The 17,478-nt window shown below is 72.5% G+C and carries 13 protein-coding genes and 2 pseudogenes; 9 read left to right on the top strand and 6 right to left on the bottom strand.

The features are described from left to right. Nucleotides 1-201 precede the first annotated feature (201 nt). Nucleotides 202-507: pseudogene (locus tag AB0B35_RS04630) on the bottom strand (WhiB family transcriptional regulator); the annotation flags it as partial. A 179-nt stretch (nt 508-686) separates the two neighbouring features. After that, on the bottom strand, nt 687-1,367 hold the full coding sequence (locus tag AB0B35_RS04625; protein WP_361040626.1) for an SOS response-associated peptidase: 681 nt from the start codon (nt 1,365-1,367) through the stop codon (nt 687-689). Between the two features lie 111 nt (nt 1,368-1,478). Here AB0B35_RS04625 and aroA point away from each other — a divergent pair, with 111 nt between their 5' ends. Next, nucleotides 1,479-2,765 (top strand): 3-phosphoshikimate 1-carboxyvinyltransferase, encoded by a 1,287-nt coding sequence (aroA, locus tag AB0B35_RS04620; RefSeq protein WP_361040623.1) that lies wholly within the window; start codon nt 1,479-1,481, stop codon nt 2,763-2,765. A 43-nt stretch (nt 2,766-2,808) separates the two neighbouring features. Further along, nucleotides 2,809-3,810, top strand: a complete 1,002-nt coding sequence (gene rsgA / locus AB0B35_RS04615; RefSeq protein WP_361040855.1) for a ribosome small subunit-dependent GTPase A — start codon at nt 2,809-2,811, stop codon at nt 3,808-3,810. Here rsgA and AB0B35_RS04610 read toward each other — a convergent pair. Beyond that, nucleotides 3,795-4,073: a DUF2087 domain-containing protein gene (locus AB0B35_RS04610; protein ID WP_361040620.1), complete on the bottom strand. Its 279-nt coding sequence runs from the start codon at nt 4,071-4,073 to the stop codon at nt 3,795-3,797. The genes rsgA and AB0B35_RS04610 overlap by 16 nt on opposite strands. Nucleotides 4,074-4,175: 102 nt before the next feature. Between AB0B35_RS04610 and hisN the strand changes: the two genes are divergently transcribed. The 4 genes and pseudogenes from hisN (at nt 4,176) to AB0B35_RS04590 (ending at nt 8,277) form a co-directional block, all read left to right on the top strand. Beyond that, a complete protein-coding gene (hisN, locus tag AB0B35_RS04605; RefSeq protein ID WP_191841793.1) occupies nt 4,176-4,979 on the top strand; it encodes a histidinol-phosphatase in 804 nt (267 codons plus the stop codon). Between the two features lie 106 nt (nt 4,980-5,085). Continuing rightward, nucleotides 5,086-5,880: pseudogene (locus AB0B35_RS04600) on the top strand (hypothetical protein); the annotation flags it as partial. Nucleotides 5,881-6,442: 562 nt separating this feature from the next. Beyond that, nucleotides 6,443-7,852 carry a DUF1254 domain-containing protein gene (locus AB0B35_RS04595; RefSeq protein ID WP_361040618.1) on the top strand — a complete coding sequence of 470 codons (1,410 nt, stop codon included), beginning with the start codon at nt 6,443-6,445 and terminating at the stop codon, nt 7,850-7,852. 32 nt (nt 7,853-7,884) lie between these two features. After that, nucleotides 7,885-8,277 (top strand): hypothetical protein, encoded by a 393-nt coding sequence (locus AB0B35_RS04590; RefSeq protein WP_361040616.1) that lies wholly within the window; start codon nt 7,885-7,887, stop codon nt 8,275-8,277. A 9-nt stretch (nt 8,278-8,286) separates the two neighbouring features. Here AB0B35_RS04590 and AB0B35_RS04585 read toward each other — a convergent pair whose 3' ends face one another. Next, nucleotides 8,287-10,338, bottom strand: coding sequence for a beta-galactosidase (locus AB0B35_RS04585; RefSeq protein WP_361040614.1), 2,052 nt, complete (start codon nt 10,336-10,338; stop codon nt 8,287-8,289). A gap of 112 nt (nt 10,339-10,450) precedes the next feature. On the opposite strand from AB0B35_RS04585, the gene AB0B35_RS04580 reads away from it, so the two are divergent. The 3 genes from AB0B35_RS04580 (at nt 10,451) to AB0B35_RS04570 (ending at nt 15,272) form a co-directional block, all read left to right on the top strand. Further along, nucleotides 10,451-12,811 (top strand): TIM-barrel domain-containing protein, encoded by a 2,361-nt coding sequence (locus tag AB0B35_RS04580; protein ID WP_361040612.1) that lies wholly within the window; start codon nt 10,451-10,453, stop codon nt 12,809-12,811. A 5-nt stretch (nt 12,812-12,816) separates the two neighbouring features. Next, nucleotides 12,817-14,208 carry a xylulokinase gene (gene xylB / locus AB0B35_RS04575; RefSeq protein WP_361040610.1) on the top strand — a complete coding sequence of 464 codons (1,392 nt, stop codon included), beginning with the start codon at nt 12,817-12,819 and terminating at the stop codon, nt 14,206-14,208. Between the two features lie 299 nt (nt 14,209-14,507). Continuing rightward, on the top strand, nt 14,508-15,272 hold the full coding sequence (locus AB0B35_RS04570; protein WP_361040608.1) for an alpha/beta fold hydrolase: 765 nt from the start codon (nt 14,508-14,510) through the stop codon (nt 15,270-15,272). 196 nt (nt 15,273-15,468) lie between these two features. Here the strand turns inward: AB0B35_RS04570 and AB0B35_RS04565 are convergent, their stop codons facing one another. Further along, nucleotides 15,469-16,380 carry a carbohydrate ABC transporter permease gene (locus AB0B35_RS04565; RefSeq protein WP_361040606.1) on the bottom strand — a complete coding sequence of 304 codons (912 nt, stop codon included), beginning with the start codon at nt 16,378-16,380 and terminating at the stop codon, nt 15,469-15,471. Nucleotides 16,381-16,397: 17 nt separating this feature from the next. Next, nucleotides 16,398-17,474, bottom strand: coding sequence for an ABC transporter permease subunit (locus tag AB0B35_RS04560; RefSeq protein ID WP_361040602.1), 1,077 nt, complete (start codon nt 17,472-17,474; stop codon nt 16,398-16,400). Between the last annotated feature and the right edge of the window lie 4 nt (nt 17,475-17,478).

Genomic DNA, 17,478 nt, shown 5'->3' with positions numbered 1-17,478 from the left:
TCTGGTCAGGAGAAGGGCGTTGTCGCGGTCGGCTTCGCCCAGGGTGCAGAGGGCGAGTTCGGCGCGGGACTGGGTGGGGATGCGCGGCAGTTGCCGTGCCACCCCGGGCGCCCGCTGCGGCGGGGCGAGCTGCCCGGCCGAGACCACCAGGTCCGGCTGGGGCCCGTACGCCGTGTAGGGCAGTTCCTCCTGCTGCTCCTCGGTGCGCCAGGCGACCAGCATGGCCCGCCGCTCACGTGCGGTCGTGCCACCCCAGACACCGTGGCAGTCGCCGACACTGAGCGCCCAGGCCAGGCAGGCCCCCGACACCGGGCACCTGCCGCACAGCTGGACGGCCGTGTCGGCCGGCTCCAGCGGCGCCGGAAAGAACGTCTCCGGATCGACGGCCTGGCAGGCGCCTCTGGTGCGCCAGGCGTTGTCATGCCGCTCCCGCACGGCCCGCACCAAGCGCGGGTCTCTGCGAGCAGCGGCGACTTCGTGCGGGCGTGGAATACGCGCGCGGGTCATCCACCCACCTCCCCCGTGGGTCGGTCCCCCCGCCCCCGGCGGGAGGATCCGGCTCAGACAGACGGTGACGCGCGGCACTGCCGCTTACCACCGACGCTGCGTTCTACCGCACGGTAGAAGGAACGGGCAAGGGTTTACCCGAAAACCCGTGACACAAACTGGAACGATCCAGCGCAAAATCAGAACAGGCCAGCCTGAACGTCCGGCTCGGCGAGGCGCGCCGTCAATTCAGGGCCATCATTACGTACGTTGCCGACGGCCGGACCCACGGGGCGGATCTCCAGACCGGACAGGTAGCCGGGCGCCGGGGGCGCGAGCAGTTCCGGGTCCGCCGGACCCCGCAGCCAGGCCGCCCACAGCTCCGGCTCCAGCAGCAGCGGCATCCGGTCGTGCACCCGGGCCAGCTCGCCCTGCGCCGCCGTGGTGACGATGGTGCAGCTCAAGCCGAACCTCGACGCCGTCCACAGGCCCGCGAAGGCCAGCCCCCCAGCCGGGTCGGTCATGTAGTAGGCCTGCTTGCCGCTGTCGGTGCGGACCCACTCGTACCAGCCGTCGGCGGGCACGATGCAGCGCTTGCCGGCGAACGAGGGCGCGAACACCCGCGAGGTGGCGAGCGTCTCCGCCCGCGCATTGATCATTTTGAGGCCGGTGCGCGGGTCGTCCGCCCAAGGCGGCACCAGGCCCCACCGCGCCAGGCTCAGCACCCGGGCGTCGCGCGCCGTGTCGACCCGCACGATCGGGGCGGGGTCGGTGGGCGCGAGGTTGTAGTCGGGGGCCAGCGATTCGGCGGTCTCGTCCTCGGCCCCGAACAGCCGGGTCAGATCCGCCGCCGTACGTGTCGTCGCGTACCGCCCACACATGCCGCTCACCTTACGCCAGCGGTTATCAGGCAGACTGTGAGCGTAAGCGAACGCAGGGAGCGAACCGTGCGCGGCCAAGAAGCCGCCGAAGAAGCGCAGCGAGGAGAAGGCGTGAGCAGAGCACTCGTGCCCTGGACCGCACCGACCGCCGTCGATGCGACGGATGCCGTCGTGCGGCTGCCGGGTTCGAAGTCCATCACCGCCCGGGCACTCGTGCTGTCCGCGCTCGGCATGGGGCCGTCGACGCTGCTGGCCCCGCTGCGCGCCCGGGACACCGAGCTGATGGCGGCCGGGCTGCGGGCGCTGGGCGCGCACGTGTCCACCTCCGACGACGAGCGCTGGGAGATCCGGCCCCGGCCGCCGGTCGGGCCCGCCCACGTCGACGTCGGCCTGGCCGGCACGGTGATGCGCTTCCTGCCGCCGGTGGCGACGCTCGCCAACGGTCCGGTCACCTTCGACGGCGACCCGCGCGCCCGGCAGCGACCGCTCGGTCCGCTGCTCAAGGCGCTGCGCGCGCTGGGCGCGACGATCGAGGCGTCGAGCATCGACGGCCTGCCGCTGACCGTGCACGGCAAGGGCGGCCTGCGCGGCGGCGACGTCGCCGTCGACGCCTCGCTGTCCAGCCAGCTCATCTCCGGCCTGCTGCTGGCCGCGGCCGACTTCGACGAGGGCATCACGGTGCGCCACACCGGCGACAACCCCGTGCCCAGTGCACCGCACCTGCGGATGACGGTGCAGATGCTGCGCGCCGCGGGCGCGGCGGTCGACGACTCGGTCCGCGACGTCTGGCACGTGGCGCCGGGCCGGCTGTCCGGCCGGGCCTGGCAGATCGAGCCGGACCTGTCCGGCGCGGCCCCGTTCTTCGGCGCGGCGCTGGTCACCGGCGGCAGCGTCACCCTGGCCGGCTGGCCGCGCAGCAGCGTGCAGCCGGTGGACAAGGTCCGGCAGCTGCTCGGCGCGCTGGGCGGCACGGTCGCGCTCTCCGAGCACGGCCTCACCGTGACCGGCACGGGGACCATCAAGGGCATCGACGCCGACCTGTCCGACGTGGGCGAGCTGACCCCGGTCGTCGCCGCGCTGGCCGCGCTGGCCGACGGCCCGTCGACGCTGCGCGGCGTCGGGCACATCCGCACCCACGAGACCGACCGGCTGGCCGCGCTGGCCCGCGAGCTGACCGCGCTCGGCGCGCGGGTCGAGGAGACCGCGGACGGCCTGGCCATCACGCCCGGCCCGCTGACCGGCACGGTCTTCGAGACCTACGACGACCACCGCATGGCGCACGCCGCCGCCGTCATCGGCCTGCGGGTGCCCGGTGTGCGGCTCACCGACGTGGCGTGTACGTCCAAGACGCTGCCCGAATTCCCGTCACTATGGAGCGCGGTGGTCGCGGGAAGATGAGAGGCCGGCGGTGAAGAAGAAGCGGGAGTACGACGAGGACGACGTGAAGGTGCGGGCCACCAAGTCGTCGCGTTCGCGTCCCCGCACCCGCACCAGGCCCAAGCACGACGACGCGGTGACCGGCTTCGTGGTCGCCGTCGACCGGGGCCGCTACACGTGCGTGGTCCACGAGGGCAGGAAGGTCCTCGAGGTCACCGCGATGCGCGCCCGCGAGCTGGGCCGCAAGTCGGTGGTCGTGGGCGACGAGGTCGGCCTGGTCGGCGACGTGACCGGCGACGCGGGCAGCCTGGCCCGGATCGTGCGCATCGAGGAGCGGCGCTCGGTGCTGCGGCGCACCGCCGACGACGACGACACCACCGCCGAGGGCCGCATCGAGCGGGTGGTGGTCGCCAACGCCGACCAGCTCGTGATCGTCAGCGCGCTGGCCGACCCGCCGCCGCGCGAGGGTTTCATCGACCGCTGCCTGGTCGCCGCGTACGCCGCCGACATCGAGCCGCTGCTGTGCCTGACCAAGGCCGACCTGGCCGGGCCGGAGCAGGTGATCGGCTACTACGCCGAGCTCGACCTCGACTACGTGCTGACCCGCCCCGACGGCGACCTCGACGAGCTGCGCGAGCGCCTGTCCGGGCGGCGCTCGGTGCTGGTCGGGCACTCGGGCGTGGGCAAGTCGACCCTGGTCAACCGGCTCATCCCGGACGCCCGCCGGGCGGTCGGCGTGGTCAGCGCCATCGGCAAGGGGCGGCACACCTCGACCAGCGCGGTCGCGCTGCGGCTGCCCGACAAGCGCGAGTCGTGGATCATCGACACCCCGGGCGTACGCAGCTTCGGCCTGGCCCTGGTCTCCTCCGACGACCTGCTGCACGGCTTCCCCGACCTGGTCGAGGGCACCGTCGACTGCCCGCCGAACTGCGAGCACACCGGCGGCGAGTGCGCCCTGGACGCCTGGGTGGCCCAGGGCAAGGCCGACGCCCGCCGCCTGGCCTCGTTCCGCCGCCTGCTGGCCTCCCGGGCCGGCGACACGGAACCCGGTCAGACCTCGACGTAGCCGCCGGTGCGCCAGTAGACGCCGTCGGCGCGGGCCATCAGGCCGGCTTCGATCAGGTAGCGCCGCAGCGACACCCAGTCGGTCTCGTAGAAGGCGCGCAGCACCGCGTCGACCTCGCGTTCGGTCATCTTCACGCCGGGCTCGAACGCCGCGACGATGTGCTCCAGCAGCACCTGGCGCTTGCCCGCCTTCGCCGGCATCGAGATCAGCCGACCGTGCTCGTCCAGGAACGTCCGGAGCACCTTTTCCGGGTTCGCACTCATAATGGGGAAAGTACCCCTCCCGCCGCGGTCCACGCGTTCCCATTTGCGGCGGGTCCGCCAACCCGTTACCTCGGCGGGGCGGAGATCCGATAAGTTCTCGCCATGGCCCGCTATTCGGACGACCTTGGGCTTGCCCACGTGCTGGCGGACACCGCCGACTCCATCTCCATGTCCCGGTTCAAGGCGCTCGATCTCTATGTGGAGAGCAAGCCGGACCTGACACCCGTCTCGGACGCGGACACGGCGGTGGAGAAGGCGCTGCGCTCGACGCTGGCGCGGACGCGGTCGCGAGACGGCGTGCTCGGCGAGGAGTTCGGGGTCACCGGCAACAGCGGCAACCGGCAGTGGGTCATCGACCCGATCGACGGCACCAAGAACTTCATCCGCGGCGTGCCGATCTGGGGCACTCTGATCGCGCTGATGGAGGGCGACGAGCCCGTCGTCGGCATGGTCTCCGCCCCGGCGCTGGGCCGCCGCTGGTGGGCCGCGCGGGGGCTGGGCGCGTTCGCGGGCCGCCACCAGGCCGCCGCGCAGCCGATCCGCGTCTCCGGTGTACGCCGGCTGGCCGACGCGAGCTTCTGCTACTCCTCGCTGGACGGCTGGGAGCAGACCGGCCGGCTCGCCTCGGTGCTCGACCTGATGCGCAAGACCTGGCGCAGCCGCGCGTACGGCGACTTCTACGGCTACATGCTGCTGGCCGAGGGCGCGCTCGACATCATGATCGAGCCGGAGCTGATGCTCTGGGACATGGCCGCGCTCGTCCCGATCGTCACCGAGGCGGGCGGCACCTTCACCGACCTGTCCGGCCGGACGGGCGCGGGCGGGGGCTCCGCGGTGGCCACCAACGGGCAGTTGCACGATGACGTGCTGGAACGGTTGAGCCCCGCCGGTCTTCGCGCACTGTAGTCACTCTCATTCACTCGGTGAAGTCGCCGGGCGGGTAGGGCGCAGCCGACCCCTAAGGGTCTAAGCTGCGTGGGTGGTGTCCTCTGGCTGGTGGTTCCTGGTGGCGATGATCGCCGCGTACGGCATCGCCAACCTGCTGCAGTCCATCGCGGCGACACGCACAGCGACGACGGACAGCCTTGATCCGGGGCTGCTGCTGCGCCTGTTCGGCAACTCGACGTACCTGCTCGGCCTCGGCTGCCAGATCCTCGGTTTCTTCCTTGCCCTAGGCGCGCGGCGCGACCTGCCGCTGTTCCTCGTCCAGTCCGCGGTGACCGCGGGCCTGTGCGTCACCGCGTTCGCCGGGGTCGTGCTGCTCAAGTGGAAACTGCCGCTCGCCGAGATCCTGCTGCTGTTCGGGGTCATGGCCGGCATCGGCATGCTGGCCGTGTCCGCCGAGCCCGGCCACGCCGAGCCGCTGGACACCAAGGGCGTGATCTCGCTGGTCGTCGCGCTGGTCGCGATCGCCGGGGTGAGCGCGTTCGCCGGCAAGGTCAAGGGCGTGCTGGGTTCGGTGGTGCTCGGCTCGCTCGCCGGGCTCTGCTTCGCCTCCGCCGCCATCGCGGCCCGGCCGCTGGCCTCGGCGCAGACCATCGTCGAGTTCGGCCTGAATCCGCTGCTCTACCTGGTCATCGCGCACTCGCTCACCGGGCAGCTGCTGCTCGGCCTGGCCATGCAGCGCGGCTCCACCAACGCCGCGGTCGCCGCGATGGACGCCGCGGGCGCGGTGCCCGCCGCGGTGATCGGCATGCTGCTGCTGGGCGACAAGATCCGCCCCGGTATGTCCTGGGTCGCCGCGCTCGGCTTCGTGATCACGCTGGGCGCGGTCATCGCGCTCACCCGCTACGCCGAGCCCCAACACGACCTGGTCGCCGAGCCGGTGCCGCTACCGGTGCGGTTCAGTTCCGCCTCCGTGCCCGGTCTACCCGAGCATCCGGCACGCGGCGTGTTCCAGGTGCCCGGCGCGGGTGAAGCGGGCCCGCGCACCGGAACCATCCCGCTGCCCGCCCGCACCCCCGACCCCGAGCCCGCGACCGGCGGCTACGTGCCGGTCATGGTCCCCGTCTCGACGACGCAGCTTCCCGCGAACGGCCACGCCGCGGGCAACGGTCACCTGCCCGCGCCGGCGGGCCCGGCCCCCGAGCAGGCGACCGGCGGCTACCTGCCCGGCACCGGCAACGGCTTCGGACCCGGCGCAGCAAACGGCCACGGCTCGGCCGACCCGGGCAACGGGCACCACCCGGCCGGACACCCACCGATGACGCTGCCAGGCCCCGTCCGCCGCCCGCTGTCGGTCAACGCCGACTGACCACGGCCTGCCCCGCCGGGGACGCGCACTTCCTTCTGATAACCGGGACATATCGCCTCATCTCTGCGTACCGTGCGGTAAGGCGCGGCACGCGGCCGCGCGAGAGGTGCGCGTCATGTCCATCGCCAAGGAGATCCTGGCCGCCATCGGCATGCCCGAGAGCCTGGACACTCCGCTCGGGCAGTTCGGCTTCCACGACGGCCTGCCCACCGCGGAGAGCGTCGACGGGCTGTACGACGCGCTCGACCTCATCCGCGCGGTCGAGGCGTTCCTGGTGGCCATGCCCGGCGCGTCGCTCGCCGCGATGCGGGCCGGGCTGCGCAACGTCGGCGTCACCTCGGCCCGCCAGATCGGCATCACCGACCCGCGCCTGAACTCCACCAGCCTCTACCTGACCCCCAACACCGACACCACGTACGGGCACACCTTCCTGGACCTGGACACCGACGGGCCGACCGTGGTCGAGGTGCCGCCGAACTCGCTGTGCGTCGTCGACGACTTCTGGTTCCGCTACGTCACCGACCTGGGCCTGGCCGGGCCCGACCAGGGCCGGGGCGGCAAATACCTGTTCCTGCCCCCGGACCACGAGGACGAGGTGCCCGACGGCTACTACACCTTCCGTTGCCCGACCTTCACCAATTGGGCGGTGTTCCGGGCGCTCGACGGCGTCGAAGCGGTCCGCCAGGTCCGGGTGTACCCGCTCGCACAGGCCGCCTACCCGCCGCCGAACGAGTTCGTCGACCTCGCCGACCGGCCGCACAACACCGTGCACGCCAACGACGCGACCTTCTACGACGAGGTCGACGTGGTGGTCCAGGAGGAGCCGCTGGAGTCGCTGGACCCCGAACGGCGCGGCATCCTGGCGAGCATCGGCATCGTCAAGGGCGACGTGTTCGGCCCCGACCACCGGATGCGCGCGATCCTCGCCACGGCCGCCCCGCTGGGTGCGGGCATCGCCCGTGCGCTGGCTTTCCGCCCTCGCGACCCGCACGCCTACTACTACCCGGACTCCTCGTGGAAGCGCATCTTCGTCGGCGGCAGCCACGAGTTCCTGAGCGAGGGCGCCCGCCTACTGGACGCCCGCGTCATGTTCCACCACCTCGCCACCGTGGTCACGCCCGCGATGGCGGCCTCTCCCGTGGGCACCGGCTCCGCGTACGCCTACACCGCCGAGGACGACGAGGGGCGGTGGCTCGACGGAAGCCGCTCCTACCGGCTGCGCCTGCCCCGGCACGTGCCCGCGAAGACGTTCTGGTCGGTCACCGTGTACGACTGCCAGACCCGCTCGCTGCTCGTCACCGACAATCCGTACCCGAGCGTGAGCAGCCTGTCCGGCACTGTCTCGGCGAACGCCGACGGCACCACCGACGTGTTCTTCGGCCCGACCGCGCCGCCGGGGCGGGAGCCGAACTGGATCCAGACCGTGCCCGGCAAGCACTGGTTCACCATGCTGCGCCTCTACGGCCCGCTCCAGCCCTGGTACGACCAGACCTGGCGACCCGGCGAGATCGAGCGCACCGGCTGACTCCCGCGACGCCGTCCCCTAGCATGTGCCCGATGGCTGGCGGGCGGTTCGACGGGTGGCTCAGCAGATTCGGGCGCTGGAGCGCCGGTGTCTGGTGGGGTCGGTGGCACGGGTTCCGGGTCGATGCGCACAGCCTGTCGCTGACCCGGGGCGCCTGGGCGACCGAGGTGCTCTGGTCCCAGGTGGAAACCGTGATCCTGTACCAGGGACCGGGCCTCGACGGTGGTGTCGTCTGCCGGCTGCTGCTTGTGCCGGTCCCGGGCGCGCTGCTCGACCGGGGACTGGTGCACGCGCCCAACCCGGTCGACGGCCGCCCCTGCCGGGTGCTGCTCGACCTGGCCAAGGTCAAGGACACGCCGGATCAGATCGCGGCGACGCTCGCGGCGTACGGCGGCGACCGCTTCGTCGACCACCGCCCCGCCTGACCGGAGCCGCTATGCGGCCGCGAGTCTTGCGGCGGTGCCCTGGGCGAGGAGACGGCCTGCGATCGTGTGCGGTTCGTCCGTGTGGTTGAAGAGCCAGACCCCGTCGAGGGTGCGCACCGCTTCCACGCCGTCGGGCAGGTGGGGCAGGATCGGAGCGGACCCGGCGGCGGCACAGATCCCGTCGAGCAGGCGGGCCGTCGCCGCGTCGTCCAGGGCGCAGGACACGTAGTACGCGACGCCCGCGCCGTGCTCGCGCCGGGTCACGGCCGGGCGGCCGTCCGGGTAGCGGGCGAGCACCTCCGCGCCGGACGCGGTCAGGTGCTCCGTCCAGGACGAGGCGACATCTCCGGTGTCGAGGGTGACCACCGCACTGGGCGGCAGCGGGTCGAACTCCTCGACCCGGATGCCGAGCAGTTCGCGCAGCGCACCCGGATAGCCCCCGGTCCGCACCCGCAGGTGCTCGTCCACGATCCCGGACAGGTAGGTCACCACCAGGTGCCCGCCCGCCTGGACGTACTCGTCCAACCTGCGCGCTGATTCGTCGGTGAGCAGGTACGCCGCGGGCACGACCAGCACGCGGTACCCGGCGAGCGCCGCCGTGGGCGGCACGACGTCGATCGGATACCCCCGCCGCCACAGCGCGCGGTGCCAGCTCTCGACTACGCCCCGGTAGTCCAGCGGCGCGGGCAGGTGCGACGCCCCGACCGCCCACCCGCACACCTCGTCGAACCACACCGCCACCTCCCCGCGGCCGGCAACCCCGTCGCCGTCCGCTGCCACCGCGTCCGCCTCCGCACGCCGATCGGCTGCCCTCGCGCCGGACCCGCCTTCGCCGAACTCCGCCCCAGCTCCGCCGGGTTCGTCGGTTAAGAAGGGCACCTTCTTATACGCGGAGCGATAAGAAGGTGCCCTTCCTTCGCTCGCGAGGGTTTCGCCGAGGGCGCGGGTTTCACGGTAGAGGCGGGTGTCGGGGCCGGCGTGGCCGATGATCGCGCTGTGCCATTGTTCGGCACCGCCGACGCTCGCGCGCCATTGGAAGTACATCGCGCCCAGGGAGCCACGGGCGAGGTGGGCGAGGGCGATGCGGGCGAGCATGCCGGGTGGCTTGCGGCGCTGTACGCCGTTCTCGGTGACGTGGGCGGGGGCGTGTTCCATGAGGAGCCAGGTGCCGTCGTGGCCGGCGGCGGCCGACCAGCCTCGGGCGGCGTCGGCGGCGAAGGCGCTCTGGGCGGGTGTGCCGTCCAGGGAGGACGGGTAGTGGTCGATGGCGACCAGGTCGACCTCGCGGGACCAGCGGGCGTGGTCGACGGGCACCCAGCCGCCGAGCACGAAGTTCGTGGTGACCTGAGCGTCCGGCGCGACCGCCTTGATCGCGTCGCGCTGCTCGGCGTACGCGGCGAGCATGCTGTCGGACAGGAAGCGCCGGTAGTCCAGCTCGTGGGCGGGGTTGCCGAGGTACTGGGTGGCGCGGGGCGGGAGGACCTGTGCCCAGTCGGTGTGGCGCTGGCTCCAGAAGTCCGCGGTCCAGGCGTCGTTGAGGTCGGCCACCGTGCCGTGGCGTTCGCGCAGCCAGGCGCGGAAGGCACGAGCGCAGTGGTCGCAGAAGCACCAGGTGCCGTACTCGTTGTGCACGTGCCACAGCCGCACGGCCGGGTGTCTCGCGTAGCGCTCGGCCAGCGCGGTCGCGATGCGCAGGCTCGCGGCGCGGTAGGCGGGGGCGTTGACGCAGTAGGTGTCGCGGGAGCCGTGGACCAGGCGTACGCCGTCGCGGCGCATCGCCAGCGCGCCCGGGTGGGCCTGGGTGAACCAGGGCGGCGGGGAGGCGGTCGGGGTGGCCAGCACCGCGCCGATCCCGTGCTCGTGCAGGCCGTCGAGGACCCGGTCGAGCCAGCCGAAGTCGTACACCCCCGGGCTCGGCTCCAGGCGCGACCAGCTGAAGACGCCGACGGTGGCCGCGGTGACGCGGGCCTCGCGCATGAGGGCGAGATCGGTGTCGCGGACGTGCTCGGGCCACTGCTCGGGGTTCCAGTCGGCGCCGAAGAACAACGGGTTAGTTGGCACGGCGGCCAAAGTAGAGGGATCACTCACGACCGTCAACCGTTGACGTTTGTTTGGCTACACGGAAAACTAAAAGGTGCCGTACCTGCAGCAGACGCCGCACTGGGAGCCGATCATGCCGTTCCGTCCACCGCTGGTGGCCCACGAGTACTTCTCCGCCGACCCGCCGGAACTGCCCCGGCGCGCGTACGGGGAGCACGGCCCCGAGTCCGTCGTGTGGGCCGAGCTGACCGGCAAGGACTCCACCGGCGCGACGCTGCACGCGCACACCGACGCGGGCACCACGCTGCAGTTGCACATAGGCGCGGCCGGCGACGGCGTGCTGCGGGTGCGGCTGTCCGAGGAGTCCGGCGCGCGCAGCCGCAGCGCCCGGCTGCTCCCGCTCACCCAGCCCGATCCGGGCGCGGTGGCCACCGTGGTGACCGGCGAGAACACCGTCACCGTCACGGCCGGCCCGCTGACCGCCGAGGTGACGCTGAGCCCGTGGCGGCTGTCCTTCCACGACGCCGACGGCCGCCGCCTGCTGGGCGCGGACCCCGGGCTCACCGACATCTCCGGCCGCATGCGCACCCTGCCGCTGGGCTGCTCCCGGGTGGACGGCCGGATCGTGGCCTACCACGAGAGCTTCCTCATGCCCGCCGACGAGGTGCTGTCCGGCACCGGTGAGCGCTTCACCGCGCTGAACCTGCGCGGCCAGCGGCCGGTGATGTGGAACTTCGACGCCTTCGGCAGCGAGTCCGACCGGGCGTACAAGAACGTGCCGTTCTACCAGTCCAGCAGGGGCTACGGCATCGTGGTCGACTCGGGCATGCCGGTGGAGTTCGACTTCGGCGCGTCCACCGGCAGCGTGACCCAGCTGATCGTGCCCGACGACCTGATCGAGTACTACGTGCTCGCCGGGCCCACCCCGGCCGACGTGCTGGCCCGGTACAACGCGCTCACCGGCCGCCCGGCCTGCCCGCCGAAGTGGGCGTTCGGCTCCTGGATCTCCTCGGGCTTCTGCCGCGACACCCAGGAGCAGGTGCTGGCCCGCGCGGCGACGATCCGCGCGCACGGCATCCCCTGCGACGTGCTGCACCTGGACACGTACTGGCAGGCCGAGGGCACCTGGTCGCACCTGCTGTGGGACCCGGTGGCGTTCCCCGACCCGGACGCCATGCTGGCCACCCTGCACGAGCAGGGCTTCCGGGTGTGCGTGTGGATGAACTCGTACCTGTCGCACCGCACCGACCGCTTCGCCGAGGCCGCCGAACGGGGTTTCCTGCTGCGCCGGGCCGACGGCGCGGTGTACGTCGCCGACTCCTGGCACGGCTCGTTCCCCGCGGGCGGCATCGTCGACTTCACCAACCCGGAGGCGACAGCCTGGTTCCAGGACCTGCTCCGGCCGCTGGCCCGGCAGGGCGTGGACGTGTTCAAGACCGACTTCGCCGAGGGCGTGCCCGCCGACGCGGTCGCCTTCAACGGCATGACGGGCACCGAGCTGCACAACGTGTACGCGCTGCTGTTCAACGACGCGGTGGCCGAGGTCACCCGCGAGGTGCACGGGCACTCGACGGTCTGGGGGCGCTCGTCGTACCTGGGCGGGCAGCGCCATGCCGCGCAGTGGGGCGGGGACACGATGTGCTCGTACGAGGCCATGGCGTCGTCGATGAACGGCGGGCTCGCGCACGGGCTGTCCGGCGTGCCGTACTGGTCGCACGACAGCGGCGGCTTCTGCGGCACCCCCAGCGACGACCTGTACCTGCGCTGGGCCCAGTTCGGGGCGCTGTCGCCGCTGGTGCGCTTCCACGGCACCACCACCCGCGAACCGTGGCGCTTCCCGGCCGTCGAGGCCGACGTGATCGAGGCGCTGCGGCTGCGCTACCGGCTGCTGCCGTACCTGTACTCGGCCGCGCTGCGCTCGGCGGAGACCGGTGAGCCGATGATGCGCGCGCTCGGCGTGGACACCCCGGCCGACGCGGCGTCGTGGCGGGCCGAGCACGTGTACCGGCTCGGGACGGAGCTGCTGGTCGCACCCATGATCAGCGCCACCCAGCAGCGGGACGTCTACCTGCCGCCGGGCGAGTGGGTCGACTGGTGGAGCGGCGACGTGATCGCCGGCGGCGTCACGTCGCGGGTCGCTCCCCCGCTGACCCAGCTGCCGCTGTGGGTACGCCGTTACGCTCTGCTACCGGTCACCGTACCCGCCGCACATCTGGCCGACGGGCCGTGGGCGCAGCTCACGCTGCTCAGCTTCGGCGGCGGCGACGCCGTGACCGAGATCCGGGACGACGGTTGCGTAAGCACTGTCGCCGCACGCCGGGACGGGGATACGCTCTCGGTGACCATCGCCGGGCCGGCCCGGGTCACGGCGATCGCGTTCCCCACCGTCGCCGGCGGCACCCCTCCGGCCACCGTGCTGGTCAACGGCGTGCGGGCCACGCTGGGCCCGGTGGACGGCCTGCTCACGGCGACCTGGCAGGCACCAGGAGACTGAACCCCATGGCACTCGTCGCCGGCATCGACTCCTCCACCCAATCGTGCAAGGTGGTGGTCCGCGACGCCGACACCGGCGCGCTCGTCCGCCAGGGGCGGGCAAGCCACCCCGACGGCACGTCCTGCCCGCCCGACGCCTGGTGGGACGCCCTGCAGACGGCGCTCGCCGCGGCGGGCGGGCTGGACGACGTCGCCGCCGTCTCGGTCGGCGGCCAGCAGCACGGCATGGTCTGCCTCGACGCCGACGGCCAGGTCGTCCGCGACGCGCTGCTGTGGAACGACACCCGCAGCGCGCAGGCCGCCACCGACCTGGTCACCGAGCTCGGCGGGCCGCGCGCCTGGGCCGACGCCGTCGGCAGCGTGCCGGTCGCCTCGTTCACCGTGACGAAGCTGCGCTGGCTGGCCCAGCACGAACCGGACAACGCCGCCCGTACGGCCGCCGTCTGCCTGCCGCACGACTGGCTGACCTGGCGGCTGGGCGGCACCGGCGACCTGTCCGCGCTGGCCACCGACCGCAGCGACGCCTCCGGCACCGGCTACTGGTCCCCGAGCACCGGCGAGTACCGCCGCGATCTGCTCAAGCTGGCCCTCGGCCGGGACGTGCTGCTGCCGACCGTGCTCGGTCCCGACGGCTCGCCGGGCCGGACCCCGGGCGGCGTCCTGCTCGGCCCCGGCGCGGGCGACAACGCCGCCGCCGCGCTCGGCGTGGGCGCGCAGCCGGGCGACGTGATCGTCTCCATCGGCACCTCCGGCACCGTGTTCAGCGTCGCGACGGTCCCCGCCGCCGACGACAGCGGCACGGTCGCCGGCTTCGCCGACGCCACCGGCCACTACCTGCCCCTGGTCTGCACCCTCAACGCCGCCCGCGTGCTCGACGCCGCCGCGACCATGCTCGGCGTCGACCACGCCGAACTGTCCCGGCTGGCCCTGTCCGCCCCCGCCGGCAGCGACGGCCTGGTCCTCGTCCCCTACCTGGAGGGCGAGCGCACCCCGAACAAGCCCGACGCGACCGGCTCCCTGCACGGCCTCACCCTGGGCAGCTCCACCCCCGCCCACCTGGCCCGCGCCGCCGTCGAAGGCATGCTCTGCGCACTGGCCGACGGCCTCGACGCCCTGCGCGGCCAGGGCGCGACCGTGAACCGGGTGCTCCTGGTCGGCGGCGGCGCGAAGTCCGAGGCGGTGCGCCGCATCGCCCCCTCCGTGTTCGGCTGCCCCGTCGCCGTCCCCCCGCCCGGGGAGTACGTCGCCGACGGCGCCGCCCGCCAGGCCGCCTGGATCGCCACCGGCACGGCCCCCGCCTGGACCCTCGACGGCCTCGAACTCTTCGAAGCCGACGCGCTCCCCGCGCTCCGCGCCCGCTACGCCGAAGCCCGCGACCTCACCCTCCCCCGCCTGTAGTGCAAGGAAGGGCACCTTGACAACGCTCCGCGTTGTACAAGGTGCCCTTCCCAACATCACGCCTGTCGAAGTACAGGTCAGGGCAGTGGGATGGGTGACGGCACGCACATCGGCGGAGCGGGCGGAAGCCGGGGCGGCAGGGCTCGCCGCGGACCGGTGAAATCGCCGATGCCGCGGTGACGGGCCACTGCGCAGACTGATCAAGTAGCCGCTGGCACCGTGCGCCCTGGCATCGTGTGCCCCGGTGGCATGCCGGCCGGGTGCGGCGGCTCCGAGCCCTGACCTGATCGGAGAGCCGCATGCAGACCTTCCCGTCCTTCGACGGCACCACCCTGGCGTACCACACCTGGGGCGAGCCCACCGCCGGCCGGCCGCCCGTGGTGCTGCACCACGGGTTCAGCACCTCTGCGGCGGCCAACTGGAAGGCCCCCGGCGTCGTCGACGCGCTGGTCGGCGCGGGCCGCCACGTGATCGCGATCGACGCCCGCGGCCACGGCTCGTCCGAGAAGCCCCACGACCCCGCCCGGTACGGCGAGGACAAGATGGCGCTCGACCTCGCCGCCCTCTTCGACCTGCTCGGCCTGGCGCAGGCGGACCTGGTCGGCTACTCCATGGGCGGCGTCGTCGCCCTGCTCACCGCCGCCGCGGACCGCCGCGTCCGGCGGCTGGTCACCGGCGGCATCGGCGCGGGCGCCGTCGAGCAGGGCGGCGTGGACCGGTCCGCGCTGCCCGGCCGCGCGCTGATCGACGGCCTGCTCACCGACGATCCGAGCACCATCACCGACGAGCGGGTGATGGGCTTCCGCCTGTTCGCCGACGCCTCCGGCGCGGACCGCAGAGCCCTCGCAGCCCAGGCCGAAGCGGGCCACCGCACCCCGATCGCCCTGGACCGGATCACGATCCCCGCCCTGGTCCTCGCCGGCACGGACGACTGGCTCGCCACCCGCCCCGAGGTCCTCGCCGCCGCCCTCCCCGACGCCCGTTGGAAGGTCCTCCCCGGCGACCACCTCACCGTCGTCCGCAACCCCGAATTCGCCACCACCATCGTCTCCTTCCTCGCCTGACCCTCACCCCCGCCCCGCCATGATCACGACGATCTCGCGCGAACCGTTGGCCGTTCGCCTCATATGGGCGTGTCATACCCACAGCCCACGCAAGATCGTCGTGATCGAGGGGCCTCGGGACCCGGAAAAGAGATCGCCGCGGCGAAGGGAGAGCCGCGGCGATCGGTCTGGGCGGGGCGAGGGGTGGGGTGACTGGTCAGCCCTTGAGGGCGCCGGTGATGACGCCCTTGGTGAAGTGGCGCTGGATGAAGGGGTACACGGCGACTACGGGGATGAGGACCACCACGACCACGGCCATCTTGACGGCGAGGCTGGGTGGGGCGTTGAAGCCGAGCGCGGGCGGGGAGCCGATGCCGGCGGGGCTCTGACCGGCGATGATGTACGCCTGCAGCACCTGCTGCACCACCCGGTCCTCGGCGTCGTTGAGGTACAGGACCGCGTTGAAGTAGATGTTCCAGTACCCGACCGCGTAGAACAGCCCGACGACCGCTACGACGGCCTTGGACAGCGGCAGCACGATGCGGGTCAGGATGGTCCACTCCCCGGCCCCGTCGATCCGGGCGCTGTCGAGCAGCTCGGCCGGGATGCCCATGAAGAACTGGCGCACCACCATCAGGTTGAACGCGTTGACCGCCGCGGGCAGGATCAGCGCCCAGTGCGAGTCCTTGAGCCCGAGGCTGGTCACCACCACGTAGGTGGGCACGAGGCCCGGCCCGATCAGGAATGTGATCAGGAAGAACAGCAGCAGCGGGCGGTGCCAGAGACTGCCGGGGCGGGACAGGCCGTACGCGGCGAGCACGGTGCAGAGCACGCTGAGCGTGGTGCCGACGACGGTGACGAACATGCTGTTCCATACCGCCTGCGACACCTCGCCCCGGGTGAAGATCAGCACGTACGCGGAGATGTCGAAGTCGCGTGGCAGGAACACCATGCCGCCCGCGTCGGCGATCGCCTTCTGCGACGAGAAGCTCGTCACGATCACCGACCACAGCGGGATCAGCACCGCCAGCACCACGGCGGTGAGCAGCACGCCCTTGCCGATCCGCCCCGCGATCGTGGGCGGCTCCTCCCAGGCGGGCCGCTGGGCGCGCCGGCGACGGGCCCTCATGGCCGGAGTGACAACGCTCATGAGCGGACGAACACCCCCTCTTCGCCGAAGCGGCGGGCCACCCGGTTCGCGACCAGGATCAGGATCAGGCCGATGACGGCCTTGAACAGCCCGGCCGCCGCGCCGACGCCGTAGTCCTGGGTGAGCAGGCCGAGGTGGTACACGTAGGTGTCGAGCACCTCGGCGGCCTGCCGCCCGACCGCGTCGCGCTGCAGGATGAACTGCTCGAAGCCGACCGACAGCGCGTTGCCCAGTTGCAGGATGAGCAGCAGCACCACGACCGGGCGCAGGCCGGGCAGGGTGACGTGCCACAGCCGCCGCCACCGGTTGGCCCCGTCGGAGGCGGCCGCCTCGTACAGGCTCTGGTCGATCGCGGTCAGCGCGGCCAGGAAGATGATGGTGCCCCAGCCGACGTCCTTCCACAGCGATTCCGAGCTGACCAGGAGGATGAACGTGTCGGGATTGGTCATGACGTCCCACGGTTCCAGACCGTTGTCCCGCAGCACCTGCGCCAGCAGGCCGGAGCCGCCGAGCATCTGCAGGAAGAACGTGATGACGAGCACCCAGCTGAAGAAGTGGGGCAGGTAGACCACGGTCTGCACGAAGCCGCGCAGCCGCGTCGACACCACGCTGTTGAGCAGGATCGCCAGCGCGATCGGCAGCGGGAAGAAGAAGACCAGCTGGAACGTGGTGATCAGCAGCGTGTTGCGCAGCGCGTCCCAGAACTGGGAGTCGGCGAACAGCTCCGCGAAGTTGGTGAAGCCGATCCAGGGGCTGTTGACGATGGCCTCGATGGCGGTGTCACCGGACCACTGGTCGTAGTCCTTGAACGCCACCACGTTGCCCAGTGTCGGCACGTAGTGGAAGACCACCAGCAGCAGTACGGCGGGCAGCGCCATCAGCAGCAGCGGCCAGTCCCGCCGCCAGCGCGCCCCGAACGAGGCCCGCCGCCGGGTGGGCGGCGCGCCGTCCGGGGGTGTGGGAAGTGGCCGGGCCGCCGAAGACCCGGCCACTGTGCCGGTGGCCTGCCGCGGCGGCCCGTCCTGAAGACGGACCGCCGGCGACTGCCCACCGGCGTCGGTGGTGCCTTTCACAGCG

The organism is Catellatospora sp. NPDC049133 (genome assembly GCF_040648455.1).
GTDB lineage: Bacteria > Actinomycetota > Actinomycetes > Mycobacteriales > Micromonosporaceae > Catellatospora > Catellatospora aurea.
This window is presented reverse-complemented; position numbering and strand designations above follow the sequence as displayed.